At 37.9% G+C, this 23577-nt stretch carries 19 protein-coding genes; 13 read left to right on the top strand and 6 right to left on the bottom strand.

Annotated features, from left to right (window positions below; genetic code table 11):
• Window positions 1-22 precede the first annotated feature (22 nt).
• From mgtA to GFU89_RS07980, 4 genes are read left to right on the top strand one after another with little or no spacing between them, the layout of a single operon-like run.
• A complete protein-coding gene (mgtA, locus tag GFU89_RS07995; RefSeq protein WP_318846630.1) occupies window positions 23-2695 on the top strand; it encodes a magnesium-translocating P-type ATPase in 2673 nt (890 codons plus the stop codon).
• A gap of 54 nt (window positions 2696-2749) precedes the next feature.
• Entirely contained in the window at window positions 2750-3853 is a 1104-nt protein-coding gene (locus GFU89_RS07990) for an efflux RND transporter periplasmic adaptor subunit (protein WP_318846629.1), read from the top strand.
• 26 nt (window positions 3854-3879) lie between these two features.
• Window positions 3880-6975 carry a CusA/CzcA family heavy metal efflux RND transporter gene (locus GFU89_RS07985; protein WP_318846628.1) on the top strand — a complete coding sequence of 1032 codons (3096 nt, stop codon included), beginning with the start codon at window positions 3880-3882 and terminating at the stop codon, window positions 6973-6975.
• Window positions 6965-8230 carry a TolC family protein gene (locus GFU89_RS07980; RefSeq protein WP_318846627.1) on the top strand — a complete coding sequence of 422 codons (1266 nt, stop codon included), beginning with the start codon at window positions 6965-6967 and terminating at the stop codon, window positions 8228-8230. The genes GFU89_RS07985 and GFU89_RS07980 overlap by 11 nt, the downstream gene beginning before the upstream one ends.
• A gap of 204 nt (window positions 8231-8434) precedes the next feature.
• On the opposite strand, the gene GFU89_RS07975 is transcribed toward GFU89_RS07980, so the two are convergent.
• From GFU89_RS07975 to GFU89_RS07960, 4 genes are all read right to left on the bottom strand, one after another.
• Window positions 8435-8890 carry a DUF1801 domain-containing protein gene (locus GFU89_RS07975; protein WP_318846626.1) on the bottom strand — a complete coding sequence of 152 codons (456 nt, stop codon included), beginning with the start codon at window positions 8888-8890 and terminating at the stop codon, window positions 8435-8437.
• 24 nt (window positions 8891-8914) lie between these two features.
• On the bottom strand, window positions 8915-10336 hold the full coding sequence (locus tag GFU89_RS07970; protein ID WP_318846625.1) for a hypothetical protein: 1422 nt from the start codon (window positions 10334-10336) through the stop codon (window positions 8915-8917).
• 10 nt (window positions 10337-10346) lie between these two features.
• The gene (locus GFU89_RS07965) at window positions 10347-11531 is read right to left on the bottom strand and encodes a hypothetical protein (RefSeq protein ID WP_318846624.1); all 1185 of its coding nucleotides are present in this window, start codon (window positions 11529-11531) and stop codon (window positions 10347-10349) included.
• Window positions 11532-11674: 143 nt separating this feature from the next.
• A complete protein-coding gene (locus GFU89_RS07960; protein WP_318846623.1) occupies window positions 11675-14083 on the bottom strand; it encodes a GEVED domain-containing protein in 2409 nt (802 codons plus the stop codon).
• Window positions 14084-14393: 310 nt separating this feature from the next.
• Here GFU89_RS07960 and GFU89_RS07955 point away from each other — a divergent pair, with 310 nt between their 5' ends.
• The 4 genes from GFU89_RS07955 to proC all read left to right on the top strand — a co-directional run bounded on the left by GFU89_RS07955 (window position 14394) and on the right by proC (window position 18248).
• The gene (locus tag GFU89_RS07955; protein ID WP_318846622.1) at window positions 14394-15599 is read left to right on the top strand and encodes a pyridoxal phosphate-dependent aminotransferase; all 1206 of its coding nucleotides are present in this window, start codon (window positions 14394-14396) and stop codon (window positions 15597-15599) included.
• Window positions 15600-15609: 10 nt separating this feature from the next.
• The gene (locus GFU89_RS07950; protein ID WP_318846621.1) at window positions 15610-16095 is read left to right on the top strand and encodes a hypothetical protein; all 486 of its coding nucleotides are present in this window, start codon (window positions 15610-15612) and stop codon (window positions 16093-16095) included.
• A gap of 3 nt (window positions 16096-16098) precedes the next feature.
• Window positions 16099-17112 (top strand): UDP-N-acetylmuramate dehydrogenase, encoded by a 1014-nt coding sequence (murB, locus tag GFU89_RS07945; protein WP_318846620.1) that lies wholly within the window; start codon window positions 16099-16101, stop codon window positions 17110-17112.
• A 332-nt stretch (window positions 17113-17444) separates the two neighbouring features.
• A complete protein-coding gene (gene proC, locus GFU89_RS07940; RefSeq protein ID WP_318846619.1) occupies window positions 17445-18248 on the top strand; it encodes a pyrroline-5-carboxylate reductase in 804 nt (267 codons plus the stop codon).
• Here proC and GFU89_RS07935 read toward each other — a convergent pair.
• Window positions 18238-18651 (bottom strand): VanZ family protein, encoded by a 414-nt coding sequence (locus GFU89_RS07935; protein ID WP_318846618.1) that lies wholly within the window; start codon window positions 18649-18651, stop codon window positions 18238-18240. The two genes, proC and GFU89_RS07935, sit on opposite strands and share 11 nt — an antisense overlap.
• A 56-nt stretch (window positions 18652-18707) precedes the next feature.
• Here GFU89_RS07935 and lnt point away from each other — a divergent pair, with 56 nt between their 5' ends.
• The gene (gene lnt / locus GFU89_RS07930; RefSeq protein WP_318846617.1) at window positions 18708-20342 is read left to right on the top strand and encodes an apolipoprotein N-acyltransferase; all 1635 of its coding nucleotides are present in this window, start codon (window positions 18708-18710) and stop codon (window positions 20340-20342) included.
• A 106-nt stretch (window positions 20343-20448) separates the two neighbouring features.
• On the opposite strand, the gene GFU89_RS07925 is transcribed toward lnt, so the two are convergent.
• A complete protein-coding gene (locus GFU89_RS07925) occupies window positions 20449-22158 on the bottom strand; it encodes a T9SS type A sorting domain-containing protein (protein ID WP_318846616.1) in 1710 nt (569 codons plus the stop codon).
• 243 nt (window positions 22159-22401) lie between these two features.
• Between GFU89_RS07925 and rpmB the strand changes: the two genes are divergently transcribed.
• The 4 genes from rpmB to GFU89_RS07905 all read left to right on the top strand — a co-directional run bounded on the left by rpmB (window position 22402) and on the right by GFU89_RS07905 (window position 23563).
• Window positions 22402-22644 (top strand): 50S ribosomal protein L28, encoded by a 243-nt coding sequence (gene rpmB, locus GFU89_RS07920; RefSeq protein WP_002976757.1) that lies wholly within the window; start codon window positions 22402-22404, stop codon window positions 22642-22644.
• A 6-nt stretch (window positions 22645-22650) separates the two neighbouring features.
• Window positions 22651-22833, top strand: coding sequence for a 50S ribosomal protein L33 (gene rpmG, locus GFU89_RS07915; RefSeq protein WP_027373683.1), 183 nt, complete (start codon window positions 22651-22653; stop codon window positions 22831-22833).
• Between the two features lie 20 nt (window positions 22834-22853).
• Window positions 22854-23006, top strand: coding sequence for a DUF4295 domain-containing protein (locus tag GFU89_RS07910; RefSeq protein WP_073175385.1), 153 nt, complete (start codon window positions 22854-22856; stop codon window positions 23004-23006).
• A gap of 89 nt (window positions 23007-23095) precedes the next feature.
• Window positions 23096-23563, top strand: coding sequence for a RidA family protein (locus tag GFU89_RS07905; RefSeq protein WP_318846615.1), 468 nt, complete (start codon window positions 23096-23098; stop codon window positions 23561-23563).
• Window positions 23564-23577 lie beyond the last annotated feature (14 nt).

Here is a 23577-nt window from a genome sequence, read left to right as displayed (position 1 = left end):
TGTAAAAACAACCCTTGAAGCGATGTTAAAAAAATCTTCCAACAAAAATCTCAATGCAGCCGCTCTTGTAAAATTGAAAGAAGCCGCTGCTGAGCATGAAAAAATGATTTATGCTCTACTGGAAACTTCAGAAGAAGGACTCAGCGAAAACACCGTAAAAGATCGTCTGAAAATTTATGGTAAGAATGAAATTGCCATCCAAAAAGCGCCATCATGGCTGAAACAGTTTGCCCATTCTTTTTTTAATCCGTTTAATTATATCCTGGCCTGTATTGCAGTCATTTCATTATTTATTGATGCTATTCTTGTGCCTGCAAGTGAAAAAGATTTTAGTACCGTCATTATTATTTCGGTCATGCTTCTGTTCAGTACAGTTTTAAGGTTTATTCAGGAATTCCGAAGCAATAAAGCGGCAGAAGCATTAAAGAAAATGGTAAAAACAAGCTGCCTTATCAAGAGAAAATTTAATGAAAGTGAAGAAATAGAAATTACTGAAGTTGTCCCTGGCGATCTTGTTATTTTATCTGCTGGTGATATGGTTCCAGCCGATTGCAGAATCCTTAAAAGTAAAGACCTTTTCATCAGCGAATCTATTCTCACCGGAGAAGCTCTTCCTGTTGAGAAAAATGCACTTCCCATCAAAGATACCAAAGACAGAAATCCTCTCAGCCTTCAAAACATTTGTTTTATGGGAACTAATGTGGTAAGTGGATCAGCAACAGTTGTCGTAGCCAACACAGGTATTTTCACCTATTTCGGAAGCATCAGCAGAAGTCTGACTTCTAAAAGACCTGAAACAGCATTTGATATAGGGGTAAATAAAGTGAGTTATTTATTGATCCGGTTTATGCTGATCATGACTCCGGTTATTTTCCTTATCAACGGACTGGTAAAAGGAGACTGGATGCAGGCATTATTGTTTGCCATTGCCGTAGCTGTAGGCCTTACTCCTGAGATGCTTCCCATGATTGTTACCGCTAATCTGGCCAAGGGAGCAGTGAACATGAGCAAAAAGAAAGTGATCGTTAAAAGACTGAATGCTATCCAGAATATAGGAGCTATGGATATTCTCTGTACCGATAAAACAGGAACGCTTACCCTTGATAAAATTGTATTGGAAACACACCTCAACGTTCGTGGTATTGAAGATGATGAAGTATTGAAATGGGGCTACCTCAACAGTTTTCACCAAACCGGTCTCAAGAATCTTTTGGATCAGGCCGTTTTGGATCATGCTGAAGTTCATAACCTCATGAAAGCTGATGAACTTTACCAGAAAGTAGACGAAATTCCTTTTGATTTTGAAAGAAGAAGAATGTCTGTGATCCTGAATACTTCCCAGGGAAAACATCTCATGATCTGCAAAGGTGCGGTGGAAGAAATGCTTCCTCTATGCCAATATGCTTTAGATCCGGGTGAAGACCATAGCCTGCATATAGAGAATGATAATATCGTTCCATTAAACGAGGCTATGAAACAGCAGATTATCAAAATGTCTGAAAAACTCAATGCCGAAGGACAGCGCGTCTTATTGATAGCCATCCGGGAATTTGAAGGTGACCACCCGCTGAATTATGCTGTTTCCGATGAAAATCAACTTACTCTTACAGGATTCATGGGATTTCTTGATCCGGCAAAACCATCTGCAGAACCCAGTATTAAAGCTTTGCACAAGCTGGGTGTAGAAGTAAAAGTAGTAACAGGAGACAACGATATTGTTGCTAAAAAAATATGTCATGATGTAGGAATTCCTATCACCACCATTATGCTTGGTGATGAACTGGACACTATGAGTGATGACGAACTCCGCGAGGATATGGATCTTTATTCTGTTTTCGCCAAAGTAAGTCCGCTACAGAAACAGCGCATTGTAAAAATATTAAGGTCTAAAGGCCACACCGTAGGGTTTATGGGTGATGGGATCAATGATGCTGCGGCAATCAAGGAAGCAGATGTCGGAATTTCGGTGGATACAGGAGCAGACATTGCCAAAGAAAGTGCTGATATCATTCTGCTGGAAAAAGATCTGATGGTATTGCGAAGCGGAGTGATCTATGGAAGAAGAACTTTCGGAAATATTGTCAAGTATATAAAAATGACGGCCAGCAGCAATTTTGGAAATATGTTCAGTATGATCGGAGCCAGTGCATTCCTTCCGTTTCTACCCATGCTTCCGTTGCAGATTTTAACCCAGAATTTACTGTATGATGTCTCACAGTCTTCCATTCCGTGGGATACAATGGATAAAGATTTTCTGGAAAAACCAAAAAAATGGGAAGCTGCAAGCATCAAAAAATTCATGCTGTATATAGGTCCTTTGAGTTCCATTTTCGATTATGTGACGTTTGCAGTAATGTTTTTCATTTTTAAAGCCAATACTCCGGAGCAGCAAGGATTATTTCAAACAGGCTGGTTTGTGGAAGGGTTATTATCTCAAACTTTGATTGTTCATATTATCAGAACGAAAAAGATTCCATTTATCCAAAGCTGGGCAGCTGCTCCCGTGGTTGCATTAACAAGTTTCATCATGCTGATCGGAATTCTGATCCCCTTCACTCCAATAGCAGTATATCTGAAAATGCAGCCTTTACCCCTAAGCTATTTCCCTTATTTAATAGGAATTCTTACCGGGTATTGTATCCTGACTCAGTTCGTCAAACAATGGTTTATCAAAAAATTCGGACAGTGGCTTTAAGGCAAAAAATCAGCACCGAAAGAGAAATAAAAATAATGGTTATAAATAACTTATATGAAAAAAACAGTCTTAACAATGGTCTTTTTGACATTGGTAACCTCTTGTAAAAACTCCAAAAGCGAAGCTCCTCAGGATCAGGATCTCCAGATAAAAGGTGATCAGGTCACTGTTCCGGAAAACAATCCCGTTTTCAAAAAAATTAAAACACAGGTTGTTACCGAACAGGAACACAGTGATGGTGTGGTGTCAGCGGGAACTATCCAGGCCATTCCCAATCATTATGCAGAAATTGCCAGCCCATTTTCCGGAAGAATTACCCAATCGTTTATTCAGCTTGGACAAAATATTTCTGCCGGAAGCCCTCTTTTTGAAATTCTTTCTTCAGATTATTTTTCGGTTCAAAAGGATTATACAGATGCCCTAAACGAGGTACAGCTTGCAGAAAAAAATTACAGACGCCAGCAGGATCTCGTAAAACATGGAGTAGGTATCCAGAAAGAACTGGACGAAGCGGAAACAGATTTTAAAAATAAAAAAACATCTCTTTCCAATGCTTCTTCTGCCTTGAAAGTATATAACAGCAAAGGAGGAGGAATTGGAAGCCCTTTAATCGTAAGGGCTCCCATCAATGGAGAAATCATTTCCAACAAAATTGTAAACGGGCAATATCTGAAAGGAGATTCCGACCCGGTCATGATTATCGCAGAATTATCCAAAGTCTGGATTTCCGGGGATGTAAAAGAAAAAGACATCCGCTTTGTGAATACCGGAGACCAGGTTTCCGTAAAAGTAAGTGCGTATCCTGACAGGAATATTACCGGGAAAGTATACCACATCAATGAAATTGTAGATGAAGACACCCGAAGTATAAAAGTCCTTATTGAATGTGATAATCCGGACCGAAAGCTAAAACCAGGCATGTATGCGACGGTAAACTTTGCCACTACTCCTGAAAAGACCGTGATGATTCCCGTTACCGCTCTAATGCAGCAGGACAGCTCCCAGTATGTGTGGATCAAAACAGGGAAGAACCAATTTACCAAACGTTCAGTAACCACGGGAGAAACTGACCAAAAAACAGTAAGAATTACATCAGGCTTAAAACCCGGAGAAACCATCATGACTGAAGGAGGAATTTATATGCTGGATGCGAAATAATGTACAATGATGCGAAATCAACAATTATGAAGAAATTACTAACAATCTCTATACAGAAGAGATGGCTGATGCTTGCCCTCTTCCTTTTATTAGGATTCTTTGGGTATTATTCCTGGACCAGATTATCCATAGAGGCTTATCCTGACATTGCCGATGTCACCTCACAGGTGGTAACACAGGTTCCAGGGCTGGCCGCTGAAGAAGTAGAACAGCAAATCACCATCCCTTTGGAAAGATCTCTGAACGGACTTCCGGGAATGCATGTGATGCGAAGCAAAAGTACCTTCGGACTCTCTATCATTACCATGGTTTTCGATGATGGGATAGACGATTACTGGGCAAGACAGCGTATTCAGGAAAGGCTGACGGATGTGGAGCTTCCTTATGGGGCAAAGCCAGGACTGGATCCCCTCACCTCTCCTATTGGCGAAGTCTACCGTTATATTATTGAAAGTAACAGCCACAGTTTGCGGGAATTGACGGATCTGCAGAATTTTGTAATCATTCCCCGGATCAAACAGGTTTCAGGAATTGCTGATGTCACTAATTTCGGAGGCATTACCACCCAGTTTCAGATCGAACTGGATCCTCATAAGCTTGAGCAGTACGGCCTTTCCTTATCGGAAGTTACCGAAACCATTTCCAAAAACAATATGAGTGCCGGAGGAAGCATGCTTCCCCGGGGAAACCTTGCATATGTAATCCGTGGAATTGGTCTTGTAAAAGATTTAAATGACCTTGGAAAAATTGTAGTGAAAACCCAAAATGGAGTTCCTGTTTTTTTAAATGATGTAGGAACATTGAAATACGGGAACCTGGAAAGAAAAGGAGTTCTTGGCTATACCGACAGAAACCGGAATTATTCTGAAAGCGTGGAAGGCATTGTACTTTTATTAAGAGGACAAAACCCTTCACAAGTACTGGACGGAGTTCATGAAGCTATTGAAGAGCTGAATAACGGGACTCTTCCTCCCGGTGTAAAAATTCATCCTTTTCTGGACAGAACAGACCTTGTAAAAACAACCCTTACTACCGTTTCCCATACACTTACTGAAGGAATTGTACTGGTTATTATTGTACTGATCATATTTCTCGGAAGCTGGCGGGGAGCATTATTAGTAGCGATTACCATTCCGCTTTCTTTATTATTTGCTTTTATACTAATGCATTTCACCAATATTCCGGCCAACCTTCTTTCACTTGGAGCGATTGATTTTGGGATTATTGTAGATGGAGCCATCGTCATGCTGGAAACCATTTTGAGGAAAAGAGAAGAAAATCCGGAAGAAGCACTTGAAGAAAAAACAATTACTCAGAGAGTGATTGAAGTAGCCAAGCCTATTTTCTTTTCAACCGTTATTATCATTATCGCCTATCTGCCATTGTTTGCGTTTGAAAGAGTAGAGAAAAAATTATTTACTCCCATGGCCTTTACTGTAGGATATGCCTTATTAGGCGCTCTCTCTGTAGCATTAGTCTTGATTCCGGGATTGGCTTATGTGATCTACCGCAAGCCACAAAAGATCTATCACAATAAATGGCTGGAAAAAATAAGTACAGTCTATGGAAAAAGAATCGAAAAAATACTGCAGACTCCCAAAAGAGTTATTTTACCCATCACAATTGTTTTAGTATCTGCCGGAATTCTGTCTTATACCGTAGGAAAAGATTTCCTTCCTGAACTGGATGAAGGTTCTATATGGCTGCAGGTACAGCTACCACCCGGAATTTCTTTAGCCAAATCAAAAGAAATGAGTGATACGCTGCGTGCCCGTACCCTGAAACATCCTGAAATTACTTATATGATGGTTCAGGCAGGGCGTAATGATGATGGTACAGATCCATGGACGGCTTCCCACTTTGAAGTTTCTGTTGGAATAAAACCTTACAGCGAATGGCCTTCAGGGAAAACAAAAGCAGACCTCATCAAAGAACTTGCTGCAGATTATAAAGATATGCCGGGATTCACTGTAGGCTTTTCACAGCCTATGATTGATGGGGTAATGGATAAAATCTCCGGCGCTCACAGTGAACTGGTGGTAAAAGTGTATGGCGAAGATTTTAAGGAAACCAGAAGAATTGCCGAAGACATACTGTCTACTTTAAACAAAATTCCAGGTTCGGCAGACCTTGCCATTGATCAGGAACCACCGCTACCGCAGCTGCAGATTATTGCTGACAGAGATAAGATTGCTCAATATGGTTTAAATGTAGCCGATGTAGCCGAACTTATTGAAGTGGCATTAGGAGGAAAAGCCATTTCCCAGATCTTTATTGGCAATAAAGTTTATGATATTTCCTGCCGTTATACTGAAGACAGCCGTGACACTCCCGACAAAATAGGAAACCTGATGCTGACTTCAGCTTCAGGAGCAAAAATTCCGCTGTCTCAGGTAGCAGAAGTAAAATTAAGTACCGGAGAAAGTACCATTACCAGAGAAATGAACAAACGCCATCTTACCGTAAAACTGAATCTGAGAGGTACCGATCTTTCGTCTTTCCTGAAAAAAGCACAGGATAAAATCGAAAAAGATATCAAATACGATCATGAGAAATACCAGATCAAATGGGGCGGACAGTTTGAAAATCAAAACAGAGCCTATTCCAGATTAGCATTTATTGTTCCGCTGGCATTGGCAATCATGTTCCTGTTATTGTATGGTGCGTTTGGTGATTTCAGACAGGCTTTGGTGCTGATGTCTATTGTTCCGCTGGCATTATTCGGAGGAATACTGGCCCTCAATATCCGTGCAATGTCACTGAATGTCTCTTCTGCAGTAGGATTCATCGCATTGTTCGGAGTTGCCATTCAGAATGGAGTGATTATGATTTCTCATATCAACGATCTGCGTAAGAAAGGATATGAGCTGAAACAGGCAGCCATCAAAGGTGCAAAAGACCGTTTCAGACCTGTATTGATGACCGCAACGGTGGCAGTTATCGGATTATTCCCGGCATCATTGGCTACAGGAATCGGTTCCGATGTACAGCGTCCATTGGCAACGGTAATTGTCTACGGGCTGATGTTCTCTACTATTTTAACCTTATTCGTACTGCCGGCTATTTATTTTATGACTGAACGCCACAGCGAAAAACAAAATTTAAAATCAGATGAAAATTAGAGTTCATGTTATTATATTATCCGTAGTGCTGCTCAGCATCACAGGGATGAAGGCACAGGAAAAAGAGCTTTTACTTTTTGAAGACTACCTGAGTCTTGTCGGAGATAAAAATTTGGGCTATGCTTCACAGAAATATAATGTAAGTATGTCTGAAGCGGCTATCCAGACCGCCAATATGTTTCCTGATCCTCAATTGGAAATGGAAACCACCAATAACGGAGTGCGTAAAGATATGGGGTACGTCTACGGAACATCAATTGGATGGACTCTTGAGCTTGGCGGCAAAAGAAAAGCCCGGGTTAATCTGGCCAGAAACCAATCTGAACTGAGCAAAATACAATTGCAGGATTTTTTCAGAAACCTCCGTGCAGATGCCAGTTTAGGATATATTGATGCTTTAAAATCCAAAGCTTTACATGAAGTACAACAGGATTCTTATCAAAATATGCAGCAACTGGCACAATCTGACAGTAACCGTTATCGCCTGGGGACTATATCATTGGTAACCTCAAAACAGACTAAACTGGAGGCTACGTCTCTGCTCAATGAAGTCTATCGGGCAGAAAGTGCAGAACAACAAGCCCTCACCGGTCTGTCGGTATTTCTTGGAGATAATAAAATAACAGGGAGAGATGTTGCCGGAGATTTTAATACCTTCAACCGAGATTTCAGCATTGACGATCTGATTCTTCAGGCTTTGAATGAAAGAGCAGATTTATTGGCTGCCAAACAAAATACGGAGGTTACAAAAAGTCAGATCAACCTTGAAAAAGCCAATCGTATCATAGATTTAGGTATCAGTGCCGGAGCAGAACGGCACACTGAAGCGACTAATGAAATTGCTCCTTCTCCCACTGTAAATGCTGTAAAAATGGGCATTAGCATTCCTTTAAAGTTTTCCAACAGAAGAAATGCAGGATTGAAAATAGCAGAAATGGCACATTCTCAGGCAGAAGTTGAATACAAACAAATCGAACAGGGAATAAGAGCGGAAGTGATGCAGGCTTATCAGCAATATGCAGCGACTCAGAAACAGCTCAGACAATTTCATAACGGAATGCTTTCAGAGGCTCAAAGTATCTTAGAAGGAATTACATACAGCTACAAAAGAGGGGAAAGTTCTATCCTGGAAGTACTGAATGCCCAAAGAACGTATAATAATGTGAGAAAAGATTATTATCAGGCTTTGGCAGATAATGCAGCTGCTTTAATTGAACTGGAAAGGAAAGCAGGAATCTGGGACATCCATTTTTAGAAGAAAAGAGGAAAGCTGGAGGAACGAAGTTGCTGATAAACTATGGATAGGTATATATCATTTCATTAAATTTTTAATTCTGAATATCTATTACCAAGCGGAAAATCAGTGATTACAAAAAACACAATATTATATAGGGCTTCTGACCTCCGGCTTCCAGCATAAAAAAGAGCGCTGAAATCAAATAGATTTCAGCGCTCTTTTTTATCTTTTATATTGAGATTCATAAATTCCGATCCAGTCATCAGGAGTCATTTTCTGACTCAGTTCGGTAATCAGTTCAAAAGGAATATCATCCATTTTTTTGAAACGGATACAGGATTTCCCCATATCGAGTTTCTTTTTGGAATGTTTTGGATATTCTCCTACAAACCAATCCAGAAGTTCCGGTTTTGAATACAGCCCCATATGATAGAGTGCAATAAAATTCTTCTGGGAAGCCAGATTGATGAAAGGCAGTGGTGTCCCGGGGGCACAGTGATATCCGGCAGGAAATGTAGCCAAAGGAACTACCCAACCTATCATCCCATAATTGGTAGCTTCTTCAAACCCTTTCGGAAGGTTGTCATTCACCGTATCAAAAAGTTTTTTAAAAGCTTCCTGTCTTTCTTCAGGAATCTTTGAGATATAATCTTCTATGGAAACTGACTGAATCTGCATATTGTAATTTTTTCTAAAATACGATTATTTTATAAAATTGTACACGCTGAACATCTGAACATCTTTGCTGTTCTTTTGAAGGAACATCATTTTGTTGACATTCGGAACGTACTGGATCATATTTCCATCTGTAAAACCGTAGTTCTGGAAGAAATTTCTTCCTTTATAATCAAGACTTACCTCCTGAGGTTTCAGATTAGTAAAATCAAAAACTTTCATAGAAAATCCTGTATTTCCAAATGCTCCTTTAGGATAGAACGCAGAAATATAAAGTTTCTCTCCGGCTTCAACAACGTTAATTCTTTTTCCTGTAGAAGTTCCTGCTGCAACAAATTGCTTTACTTCTCCTTCTTTATTAAATTTGATCAGCATTCCTGCATCTAATGAATATACAGGATCCGGGAAACGATTCATTGTTGTAGGCATCGGTCTTGTCACCGTTTCCTGTTGAACGGCCATTAAAACCTCATCTCCTTTCACAATGGTTTTGATGACTTTCACATCATTCATATCTTTGCTTCCTGCTAAATTGGTATTGCTGATAACCGCTTTTCCAGATTTCATATCATAGTACATTACCGTTCCGAAAGTGCTTGAACCAAGAGTAACTGTGGCATTTTTTCTTCCAAACGTTACCAGATAATCACTGTCATTTTTACTGAAAGCATATAACTTCTCAGGAATATACTTATCATCGAACGGAAGATCTTTATCCTCTGTATTGGAAACCAGTTCCAGCTTATAAGATTCTTTCCAGCCTGCAGCTTTACGCAATACAACGATTTTCGCTGAGTTAGTTAATGTCAGAGATTTTTCAACATAATCATTACTTAATGTAATTTCTTTGTTCCAAACCGGAGAAAGTGTTCTCAGGTCCATTACCAGAACATCATTCACATTATCCGTTTTTTTGTTGGCAAACCGGTCATTGAAGATGGCTGCATATTTCCCGTTTTCTGAGAAAAGCACATAAGTCGTTCCTGATCTATTGGTAGACTCAATACTATATTTTGCAATACTTTTTGTTGTAAAAGTACCTTCCTTTCTGCTGAAAACATGTTGAAAGACTTCTTTTCTGTTTTCTTTTCCGAAATACTCTTCCGTAAATGCTATAAATTTATCATCATCAATCTGCTGTGATCCAAGATAATTGTGAAGTACACCATTCGTTTTGTTGGCGTAATCTTTCACATAAGTATCCACAAGACTTCCGTTCTGATCCAGTTTTCTCATCAGTAATTTCTTGTGAGGGAAAACATTTCTCATCAATCCATCAATATTGATAGCGCTGAACATATAAGAATTGTAATCATCTGCCAAAACCAGTTTATCATCAGTTTCAAGATTGGCATCCACTGTGAATTTTGTTCCTTCGGTCACCTTCGTCTGTGCATAAGAGTACACGGAAGCTGTAATTAATGCCGAAGCAATAATCTGTTTAATCATATTGTTTTCTTTAGTTATTATAAATTTTTTCTTCTAATCTTTTCAGTTCAAGATTAGCATCGTAGGATAGTTTAATATCTACTAAATGTTCCTGTAATTCATTTAAATATTTCTCAGCATCCTGGTAGTTTCCTAAAGCAATATTCAATCTGATCAGGTTAAAATAAAGATACTCCCCGATCTTTTGGTTGTAAAGCGCTTTCTTATCGTTATAATTCACTTTTGTTAAAGCACTTTTCCATAGATCAATTCCTTTCTGCATATTTTCCATCGCTATTTTGTTCGGAGCATAATCTGACTTTGCCTGAAGTTTTTTCAAATTGGTAGTAACGTAGATATATGCTTTTTCCAAATCGTCATACTCTCCTTTGTTCTTTACAGTTGCCAAAGTCACTGTAGAATTGATGGTCTGATACCCGAAATTTTCATTGATAATATTTCTTGTGCGGTCAATAGTTCTTTGCAGAAATCTTTTTTCCTGAGCATTCAGATTGATTTCATTGGTCGGAACGCTTGCTATTTCTGCAAAATCAGAGAAATAGGTCTTATCCAGTTTTATAGTACCACCTTGCTTTGCTGTGATTTTTGTTGGCTGATTAGCAAAGGTTTTCCCTTGATTATCCTGAAAATTTGTTCTTTCCATTTCTATGACGATATCAAGATAATTTCCTCCTTTTGAAAAACCGATTACATCTATTTGAGAAGCCAGAATTTTGTTATCCACAATTAAGGCATCTCTAAGATCTGGCTGCTGATACACCGGAACCGGAGGAATATTAAGGATAGGTCTTGAAGGTAATCTCAGCGTAGGAGCGCCGTTGGTTGCAGCAATTTTTTCAACCGCTGATAGTTTGCTGTATTCTGCAGATTCAAGTTTATACTTTTCCTGAAGTTTTTTCACTTCAGCATCATAATCCTTCAATCTTTCTCCGTGTTCGTACTTGGCATTTTCAATGTTTGCCTGATAATTATCTACCTTTTTCTGATGATCTTCTTTTGACAATCTTACAACATCATCTTTTGTAATATTATAAGGAGATTTTACCGTAATCGTATAGTTTCTGCTGGAGAGGTCTGTAGGAAAAACAGGTTCTTTCAAAAGCTGAAAACTGATCGTTTCTTTATCAATTCGCTGGGCCTGTGAAAATTCGGAATAAAATAATGGTATTAAAAAAAGTAGTTTAAGTTTATTCATGGATGTTATAGTTTTCGGTGCAAATGTATAATAATTTCGTCAACATTTTTTAAGAATAATTTGTCCAGTTATTATGTAATGGATCATAAAAAAGGCAGTCACACGAATGCAACTGCCTACAGAAATTATTAACTCAAAAAATTTTATTTTTTAATGGCTTTTACTGTAGATTTTGAACCATCTTTAAAGTTCATTGTCACCAAGTATAAACCAGTATTTAATTCTCCTAACTGAAGTTCTGTAGTTGGATTATCAATAGTTTTCACTACTCTTCCTGCTACATCTGTAACCGTTACAGATTTAACATTTTTGATATCCGCAACATGCAGAACATCTTTGAAAGGATTAGGATATACATTCACTTCTTTTTTCTTCAGATTCGTTTCTGAAGTTGATAAAGAGGTAGCTACTTCAAAGGTAAAATCAATAAATTCTCCTCTTGAAATAGCAGTACAAGGATTTGAAGGTGCTGTACTGTTATAATCAGTTACCACTCTCATTCTATAACTTCCCAGAGGAGTTCCCGCAGGTACCGTAATAGTTCCGGAAGCATTGGTTATATAAGTATTAGTAACAAACATTCTTTCCGAAGCTTCAAAAGTTAAATTGTTATTCCAGTCTACCCAAACCGCTATTCCACATGTTGGACCTCCTGCAGTGAAAGACACTGAAGTGTCGGATCCTGGAGCATTTATGATCTTGTTATTGCTTGTTATTAAATTTTGATATCCACCTGCAACACTTGAACCGGCTGAATAAGCCATATTTATCAATCCTCCGGTAGAACTGAAGTCAGAAAGCCACGAGTTCTGAGAAGCAGATGAAGGCAGACAGTATCCTGTTCTGAATGCAATAACTTCACTCCAGATACTTTTATCACTGCCACTACATACAGATCTTACCCATGCATAGTAATTCGTGTCAGCAGATAGTGAACTTAATGGTGCTGAAGTTATGGTAGAAGTTACGGAATTGGTAGCATTCAATACAGTTGTAGCATCAGGTGCAGTATTGGTTGTACTGTAGTATACTTCGTATCCGTTTGCAGGAACTGAGGATGGTGCTGTCCAACCTATCGTTGCAGCATTCATTGTCACGTTTGATGAAGTAGTTGCTGTTGGCTCAAGACAAGAAGGAATATTCTGAACGGTAATATTATCAATATAAAGAGCACGAGCTGAACCTCCTAAACCATGTTTGAATGCTAATTGCAAATCAGAGCCCGCAGGAATATTAACAGTATATTGAGTGTGAGTAGTTGTCAAAGCAATAGGAGAACCTATTTGTGTAAAAGAAGCAGGATCAGTAGGATTTGATAAAGTACCTATTAATAATGTGTATCCATTTGATCCGGATCTTGCATAGAATCTCACTCGTTTAGTACCATCTGAAAGATTTACTGTTGGAGGTGAAACTAACATTTGGCTACCTGTAGTAGCACTTGAGTTATATAAATAATAAGCATTGGGTGCTGAATAGTTGTTGGATGTAGTTACATACCCATAGCCCGTAAATGATGCACTTTCTAAATATGCCCAACAGCTTGGTGCATTAGTGTTGGTACTGGACCCTGTGCTTGTAGTATCAAAGTTTTCTGTATATGGAACTGTAAAAGTAGAACAAGCTGTTTTAAATGTTCCTGCAAAAGACCATACACTTTGGCCTGTCGCCGTGTTACAATTGGATCTTACCCAATAATAATAAGTTGTATTGGGATTAAGACCTCCTATCGTTGTACTAGTACCTGTTACCCCCGGATACGTAGGTGTTACTGTACTTGCAGGTATTGTACTTGAAGTACTGTGGTATACATCATAACTGGCAGCACTGCCTGTCCATGAAACCAAAGCAGAGTTAGCAGTAATTCCTGAAACAGCCTGCAATACAGGAGGCATACAATCCGAATAGGCATCCGCTGAAAAAGCAAAGACATTAGGTAACCCTGAGCCACTTGCTTTAGTAACTGTTACACTTTGTATTAGCTTTGCCTGATTTGCTGCATCTATTGCCAGCTCAACCTGATATAATCTTGGGTTCGTTCCGCCCTCAGGAGAAGGAACATCATCACCAGCAGCAGGAGTTGCCCCCGGCTTTTTAATCCTTCCTATTCCCTGGATGGCAAAGTTGGATCCTCCATACCAGTCTGCAAGACTGATACTTGAAAACGTCTGTGAACTACCGTCTGTAAAGTTTACCACTGCATTTACCGTAGAAGTACCGCTTCCACTTACAGCAAGCATATACAGTTTGGTTGCTGCTTTTGGTGTTGTAAATGCCAAAGTTCCGTTATCACTGGTTGCAGCCAGTCTTAATGAATTGTTCGCATTCAAACTGGCTAACTGAAAGCTCAATCCCGGGGTGGTTCCCACTACAGAATTAATAACACCATCAACAGGAATACCGTACGTAATAGCAGTACTTGAAGATGTCAGCTGAAAATCTTTAGCTACAAAAGCATAAGAAACTCCGTCTACGTCATTATTTGTAGTAATTGTTGAAGAACCTACCCCATTAGCAATCACATCAGCTGTAAAGCCTGAAGCTACTGGCATAGTTTGATAATTTTGAGCCATGAGTACACTGGCAGAAAAGAGAGCGATAGCGGGTACCACTCTAGAAAATAAATTTATTACCATTTTAATCACATTTGAGGCGAAATTTATGAAAAATAACAATACAAAAATATTATTTTTAACAAAATGCTAATATTTATTTAAAATGTATAGAAAATCAATATTAAAAACTATTGAAATAGGCAGATTTTAAAGACAAAGTAAAACTTAATGAAACATCTTCTTATTGATTCTTAATTTTATTATTGAGAAATTAAATCCTATTTTTGTCATACAAATTTTTTGAACAATGCCGAATATTTCAAACAGAGCACTGCATATGCCGCCATCGCCGGTAAGAAAACTGGTTCCCTTTGCATTACAAGCAAAACAGAAAGGAATAAAAGTATATCATCTTAATATCGGGCAGCCTGATATTGAAACTCCGGAAACAGCTTTAAATGCTTTAAAAAACATCGATTTAAAAGTATTGGAATATGCGCTTTCTGAAGGGAATATAGAATACAGAAAGGCCCTTACAGAATATTATCATTCATTAGGTTTTTCAGATCTTACTCCTGATAATTTCATTGTTACCAATGGAGGTTCTGAAGCCCTGAACTTTGCCATCTCTACTTTATGTGATGAAGGTGACGAAGTGATTATTCCTGAGCCCTACTATGCCAACTACAATGGTTTTACCAGCACATTTGATGTGAATGTAGTAGCTGTATCTTCTACTATTGATAATGGTTTTGCTTTACCTCCCATTGAAGAATTCGAGAAAAAAATCACAGAAAAAACAAGAGCAATCATCATCTGTAACCCAGGAAACCCTACCGGATATCTGTATACCCGCGAGGAACTTCAGAAGCTTGCAGACATTGCTTTGAAATATGATATTGTAATCATTTCGGATGAAGTATACAGAGAATATGTATATGACGGAAAGCAGCAGATCTCAATGTTTGATTTCCCTGAATTAGCTGAAAACTGTATCATCATAGATTCAGAATCCAAGCGTTATTCTATGTGTGGGGTAAGAATCGGATGTCTGGTTACCCGTTCTAACAAAATCCGTAATGCTGCCATGCTTTTTGCACAGGCAAGATTGAGCCCGGTTCTTTTAGGACAGATTGCTGCAACAGCGGCACACCAGAATGATGGTGCTTATATCAGAGCGGTAAGAGAAGAATATACCCACAGAAGAAATGTATTGGTAGATCTTTTGAATGCTATTCCTGGTGTTATCTGCCCAAAACCTAGAGGAGCTTTCTACTGTGTTGCTGAACTTCCAGTAGATGATACTGAAAAATTTGCACAATGGCTGCTTGAAAAATATGCTCTTAACAACGAAACCATTATGGTAGCTCCTGCAGGAGGATTCTACAGTGATCCGGAATTAGGAAAGAAACAGGTAAGAATTGCCTACGTTCTGAAAGAAGAAGATTTAAAAAGAAGTGCTGAAATTCTGAAAGAAGCTTTAAAGAAGTATAGAGAAGAATTCAGTCTGTAAAATATATCCTATGCCGACAACAAAAAAATTACATCTGAAAATACTGTTTTCGATTCTTTTGCTGTCGGCATTTTTTTCCTGTGATTCCAAAAAAACGGAATCCTCTGCTTCCCATAAAAATCAATACGAGATCACCTATATCAGTGTATCTGATATTGGAGGCAGTCTTGGCAACTACAGGATCATAAAAGTCACAAAAGATTCCGTGTTTGCAGAAAAAGGAATGACGGCCAATCAAACCCATAAAAAATGGGCATCTGCCATCACTTCCAGCACCTGGAAACAGCTTATATCACCGGTCAGGATTGTAGACCTCGATTATATAAAAAGCTCTCCCAGCCAGCAATCGGTAGACGGTATAGACGAGACTTTCCAGATCTGGACTCCGAAAAAATCACACATCTATGTGAATGCTTATGTAGACACTTTACATTATAAGCAGCTACAACAACTTAAAGAACAACTAGACAAAATTCTTCCCAAAGAATACAAATAAAACATGCAGGAAAATTTTTCACTCAAACCTTATAACACATTCGGTGTTGAAGCCAAGGCCCGCTATTTTACTGAAGTCAATAGTATTGATGAATTAAAAGAGGCCCTTATTTTCTCGAAAGCTCAATCTCTTCAGCTTCTGTTTTTAGGAGGAGGAAGCAACATTCTTCTTACCAAAGATTTTGACGGTCTGGCTATCAGACTTAATTTAAAAGGAATTTCCGAAGAGAGCATCAATGAAAATGAAGTATTGGCAACAGCAAAAGCAGGTGAAAACTGGCATGAATTTGTAATGTACTGCCTGCAAAAAAATCTTGGAGGGCTGGAAAACCTCTCTTTAATTCCTGGAAATGTAGGCACCTCTCCAATGCAGAATATCGGGGCTTACGGAACGGAAATCAAGGATGTTTTTGTCAGCTGTCAGGTATTGGATTTAGAAAATCTTGAACTTTCAACTTTTAACCTTGAACAGTGCAGGTTCGGTTATAGAGATTCAATCTTCAAACAGGAAGGAAAGGGCAGATATGTTATTCTGGAAGTCACTTTTAAACTTACCCAGAAAGACCACCCTATCAAAACAGAATATGGTGCGATCAAATCTGAACTGGAAAATCTTGGCATTGAAAATCCTACTATTCAGGATATTTCCAAAGCGGTTATCAATATCAGACAAAGTAAACTGCCGGATCCTAAGCAAATTGGAAATGCCGGAAGCTTTTTCAAAAACCCGACTATTCCTTTAATTCAATTTGAAGATTTAAAGCAAAATTTTGAAAATATTCAGGGCTATCCTAATGGTGACAGGGTAAAAGTTCCTGCGGGATGGCTGATTGAGCAATGTGGATGGAAAGGAAAGCAGATTGGAAATGTAGCTTCACACAAATTACAGTCCTTAGTCATCATCAATGCTACTGGAAATGCTACTGGAAAAGAAATTTTTGATTTTTCTACTGAAATTATCAATTCTGTAAAAGAAAAGTTTGGGATAGAGCTTGAACGGGAAGTGAATATTATATAATCTAAAAAATATATTAGGGCTGATTCGATTGGAATACAGCCTTTTTTATACACTATTTCTAAAAATATTGGTAAACGCAAAGGCGCGAAGATTTTGACATACATTATGCTTTAAGACGCAAAGATTTTATCTGCTATAAAACTGAATACTGTATATCTTTATTTTACAGGATTTTATAATACTTCGTTTTATTAAAAATTTCAATTTTATTGCGCCTTAAAACAGCATGTTATTCAAAAAATTGCACCCTTGCGTTTTCCAACAATAACTCGTCACAAGTTATTCCCACATCCTAAAAAATCATTATTTTAGCTTAAAAATTACAATTCGTGATGAAAATAGCTATTCTTGGAGCCGGAAATATGGGACTTTCTTTTTCAAAATCATTTTTGAAATACGAACTGATCAAACCTGAACATCTGCATCTGATCATCAGAAGCGAATCCAAAATCTCCAAAATAGCGGAAGAATTCCCCAAATCTAAAATTTCCACCTTTGAAGAAGTGAAGGAACTCGATTCTGACTTGATTATCATTGCTGTAAAACCTCAGGATTTCCAATCGGTTGCCCAAAATATTCAATTTACTTTTAAGGAAAACCAGATGGTATTGTCCATTATGGCCGGAATCAATATTGAAAAAATTCAAAAATTACTGAACCATCCGCTTGTCGTAAGGGCAATGCCCAACTCTCCTACCCTTCTGGGAATGGGAATTACAGGATATACTGCTGCAGATGGTATTTCTTTCAGTCAATTAATAAGTATTGAAAGATTACTGAACAGCACCGGAAGATCAGTTTATCTGGAGGAAGAAGACCTTCTTGATGGTGTTACGGCACTTTCCGGAAGTGGTCCTGCTTATTTCTATTACATTATTGATGCGATGATTAAGGCCGGGATTGAAATGGGGATTGAAGAAAACCTTTCTAAGCTTTTTGTAAAGCAGACGATGCTGGGGGCTTATCACCTGATTAATAATTCAGAAAAAAATCTGGAAGAACTGATTCAAGATGTTGCTTCTAAGGGCGGAACTACGGAGGCTGCTTTAAAAACTTTTGAAGACAACAGTTTCAAAGAAATTCTGAAACAGGGAATTCTGAACGCTGAAAAACGCGCCAAGGAACTTAATAAGTAAATCTTTTTTCAATAATTCTGCAAAATACCCATCCCAGATACACCCCCAATGTATTCAGGATGATATCGTCTACCTCAAATATTCCCATTCTTGTAAAGTATTGTAGCGCTTCAACAATAACGATACACGAAACAAAACTAAAAATCAATGGCTTCAGTTTTTTCAGATCAGGCAAAACCCACCCCAAGAATCCAAAAGGAATAAACATAATAATATTTCCCAGGACAATCATCACAATATCTATTGTCTTATTCGGACCCTGAATAAATTTTATTGTAGAAAAAACAGGTTCTAATGTAAGGAGATTTTCTTCATACTGAAACCTGCCCATTCCTAAAAACATCAGGTAAAGCAGAAACAGAGTATACGGAACAATACTAATTTTATATATTTTCTTTAACATTGAACTGCTAATATATTCATTTCAAAAACATTAAATTTGTGTATTAAAATAATTTAATGAAATACGTTCTACTTACACTTATTTCAGCAATGCTGCTGTCGGTTTCATGGCCAACTTATGGAGTTCCGTTTTTTATATTTTTTGCCCTCGTTCCTCTTCTGATGATGGAACATGGAGTCTCAAAATTCTCAGATTATAAAAGGAAAAGCTGGGTAGTCTTCGGATTGTCTTATCTATGTTTTGTGATCTGGAATGTAGTCACTACAGGATGGCTGTATGGCTCAAAGAATCCTGACGGAAGTCATTCTCTGATGGCTGTAGTATTCCCGGTATTGGTCAATTCTCTTTTATATTCACTAGTATTCCAATGCTATCACTGGTACAAAAATGCTCAGGGAACGTATTGGGGATTGGGATTTCTGATTGCGATCTGGATGAGTTTTGAAAAATTCCATTTGGGATGGGAACTGACATGGCCATGGCTGAACCTTGGGAATGTATTTGCCGACTACCCAAAACTGATTCAATGGTATGACACTTTAGGAGCTACCGGAGGAAGTTTCTGGATCTTACTGATCAATGTTCTTATCTTCTATACCATAAGAACCTGGGAAGCCGGAAGAAAGAGAAAAGACCTGATTAAAAATTCGGCCATCGTTGGAGCTTTAATTGTTATTCCAATGATTATTTCAGTGATCAAATACAATAATTTTGATGAAAAGCCAGCTGGACAGGTGAGTGTTCTGATGCTGCAGCCGGATCTTGATCCTTATGCCGAAAAGTATTCAAAAGACAGCCTTACCATTGAGCAGGATTTACTGGCGCTGGCTGAAAAAAATTCTACGGGTAAAATTGATTATTATATCGCACCGGAAACGGCTCTTCCCGGCAGAGGATCTATTTCTGAAACAGCTTTTGAAAAAAGTTTACTTTTAAACAATATCAAAGGATTTTTATCCAATCATCCGGGATCTGTTTTTGCTACAGGAATCTCTTCGCACCGGTTTTTTTATAATCCTGCCGATTTACCTAAAGAAGCTTACCAGATCAACAGTGGTGTTTGGGTGAGCAGTTATAATACCGCGATTCAGTTGGTTCCTAATCAAAAAGTAGAGGCTTACCACAAAGGAAAGCTGGTACCGGGTGTTGAAATATTTCCGTATATGAATGTTTTAAAACCGCTTTTGGGAGATGCTATGATCAACCTTGGAGGTACAGTAGCCTCTTTGGGAACAGATAAAGAAAGAGTTGCTTTTTCAAACCCTTACAACAAAGGGAAACTGGCACCTATCATCTGCTATGAAAGTATTTACGGTGAGTTTGTAACAGACTATGTGAAAAAAGGAGCCAATTTCTTAGCTATTATGACCAACGACTCCTGGTGGGGCGTTACAGAAGGACACAAACAGCTTTTATCTTATGCTAAACTAAGAGCCATTGAAACCAGAAGAGAAATTGCCCGCGCTGCCAACAGTGGAATCTCCGCTCATATCAATGCTAAAGGTGAAGTAACTGCTGATACATTCTATGGAGACAAAACAGCCTTATTTGCAAAAGTGAACCTGTATGATACGATGACATTTTATGCAAGAGCAGGAGATCTTCTGTCAAGGTTTTCCATATTTGCACTGGGCTTTTTACTGTTTTATTATCTGATTGAGTGGTTTAAAAAGAAAACGAAGAAAGCATAATTTTTAAACACAAATTGCACAATTCTGCAACATTTTAAAATAAAAAAAGAGAAAAGCCAGCTGGACGTCTGGCTTTTCTCATTGATAGAAGATAGAATTGATTCAATTATTTAATCGTAAGCTTCCTTGTGGTTATTTCGGTTTTTATCTTCAGTTTTAATAAATATACTCCTTTAGGTAAATGGGAAACATCAATAGACTGATCTCCATTTACGCTGATATTCAGTTTTTTTCCATCCATTGAATACATTTCAGCTTCTGAAATTTTTTCTCCTTTGATATACACTTTATCTGACGTAGGATTCGGATAGATGACAAGCTGTTTATCAGATTTAATTTCCGCTGTTCCCAAGACACTTTGTACGGAAGCATCAGAATACACCTTTGAAGCATCAATAGATTTCACACTCCAATACACATTCTGAATGGCCGGATCAAGATCCAGAAACCATGATGGTGTCGTCACTACATATTTAGCAATATCATGAGCTCCTTGTGTAGATCCTACCGTAATTTCATAACGCAGTGCACTTACCGGGGTTTTGTCATCCGAAGCACCACTCCATGCAAAATTGAAACGGTTTCCATTTTTCGTCAGATTCAGTTGAGTTGGTGCTATAGGCTTTGCATTTGCGGCAGTAGAATTATTTTTAAAGACTTTAGTCAGTGAAGGCAGATCAGAAGCAGCCCAGTCAAATCCACCCAACAGGATATCCAGATGATGATCATTATTAAAATCAAACAGCTGTACCAGTCCCGGACCTCCAAGCTTAGTTATACCCGTTAATGTTCCTTCATTAAACTTATTATTAGAAACATCATAGATATATGTTTTCACAACAGCATTATAATTTTCATTCCCTGAAATGATAAAGTCATAATACCCATCATTATTAAGGTCACCAACGCTTAATGCAGCATCAGAAATATCATTTACAGCAATCACCTGAGGAGTCAATGTTCCCGTTCCGTCATTCATTAAAACAGCAAAATATCCATCATCATTTCCGTCTCTTCCAATTACTACAATATCCTGAAAACCATCCGCATTGAAATCTGCAAAATCTATTTTTCCAACAGCTACAGGAGCAAGATCCTGCGTAGGAGTCAAAACTCCAGCCTGATTCATATATACTTTAGAAACCGGATCACCATTGATATCTGACCCAATAATCACAAGATCCAGAAGCTTGTCGTTATTAAGGTCTACCACTTTAAAACTTCCGTTTTGAGTTCCGTCAACCCAGTTTTCTGTCAGATCAAAACCGGCACCTGTATTTTTATAATAATCCAATGTATTTCCGAATCCCCCTCCATGGCCATATTGAGTTCCATTGATCGCATAATCCGATTTTCCATCATGATTAAAATCAAAAACCTCTACAGATCCATAAATTTTTCCGGGAAGTTCAGCATCTTTTACAAAGCCTGTTCCTGTATTTTTGAAACGGTATTGTTTATAATTCACAACATCCATATAGCTGAGGCCTGTGGAAATAATATCCATCAGCCCGTCATTATTATAATCAATGAATTTAATATCTCCAAGATGGGTCACATCAGATCCCAATCCTGCATATGGTAATAATGTCGTTCCATTGTTCTGATATACTTCATTATAAGTACTGTCCACATTTCCATCACCATCAGAATCTATCGCTCCATTGAGCACGATATCCATTGTACCATTGTTGTCTATATCTGCAATATCTGCCGCAGAATAATAAAAATTATTCATGCTGGTCTGTATCTCCGTAAAGTTCTGAGCCATCAGACTGACAGGTAACATAGACAATAGAATATAAATCCTCTTCATACTTGTTTTTATTTAGATTAATTAAAAACAAAGATAGGATATTAAATTCTTAGCTTAAAAAAAAGCCTGTATGAATTATATCAGCACTGATTATCTGCTGTATCCCAAGGATTCTACTATTTGAAAAATTCATGATTATTAATCAGTCACTTATTTGCAAATATTTTCCAAAAGATTTGTCTATCTAAAAAATTCTTCGTTATTTTGCACTCTCAAATATTATACAAATAAGAACATCGAGATATGTCAAGAATTTGCCAAATAACAGGAAAGCGTGCAATGGTTGGTAACAACGTTTCTCACGCTAATAACAAAACGAAGCGTCGTTTTGAAATTAACTTATTAGAGAAGAAGTTTTACCTTCCAGAGCAAGATAAGCACGTAACACTGAAAGTATCAGCTCATGGATTGAGAGTGATTAACAAGATTGGAATCGAGGAAGCTATTGAAAGAGCTACTAGAAACGGATTGATTAAAAAGAATTAATAAATCATGGCAAAAAAAGGAAATAGAGTTCAAGTAATCCTTGAATGTACAGAGCACAAAGAAAGCGGTATGCCAGGAATGTCTAGATACATTTCTACAAAAAATAAAAAGAACACTACAGAGAGATTGGAATTGAAAAAATACAATCCTGTTCTTAAGAGATCTACCCTTCACAAAGAAATTAAGTAATTTATAAATAATAACTTACCATGGCAAAGAAAGTAGTAGCAACCCTACAAAGCGGTCAGTCTAAGAAAATGACAAAAGTGGTGAAAATGATTAAGTCTTCTAAATCTGGAGCTTACGTTTTCGAAGAAAAAGTAATGAATGCTGACGAAGTAGATGGTTATTTGAAAAAATAATCAGTACTTTGTTTACAATATAAAAAACTACTCATATTTTGGGTAGTTTTTTTGTTATCTTTGTTCACCAGATTATTAATCAGCAAAATATGAAAAAGATCCTGGTTCTGGTTTGCACCTTAGCTTTTCTATTTTCATTCAGTCAGAAAACAATGAATTCTATAGAATATAAAAATTCACCAAAAGTTTTCTCCATAAAAGGGCTATCACAGTCAGTAAGTATTGACTGCGGCAGTTCTAAAATGATTTTATTATCCGGGCAGGTACCTTTGGATTCCGAAGGTAATCTGGTGGGAAATTCTATAGAGGAACAGACCCAACAGGTTTTCAAAAATATTGAAAGTATCCTGAGAGAATATGGAGGAACAGGAAAAGATATTATCAAACTGGGAATCTTTACCACAGACATCAAAAAAACACCGGATTTCAGAAAAGTCAGGGATTTGTATGTCAATCTTCAGAATCCTCCTGTAAGCAGCCTTGTGGAAGTAAGCAGGCTTTTCAGAGATGATGTGCTTATAGAAGTAGAAGCCACAGCAGTGATTAAAAATAAATAAGAATAAACTAAAAC

Source organism: Chryseobacterium sp. JV558, assembly GCF_033712365.1.
GTDB lineage: Bacteria > Bacteroidota > Bacteroidia > Flavobacteriales > Weeksellaceae > Chryseobacterium.
This window is presented reverse-complemented; position numbering and strand designations above follow the sequence as displayed.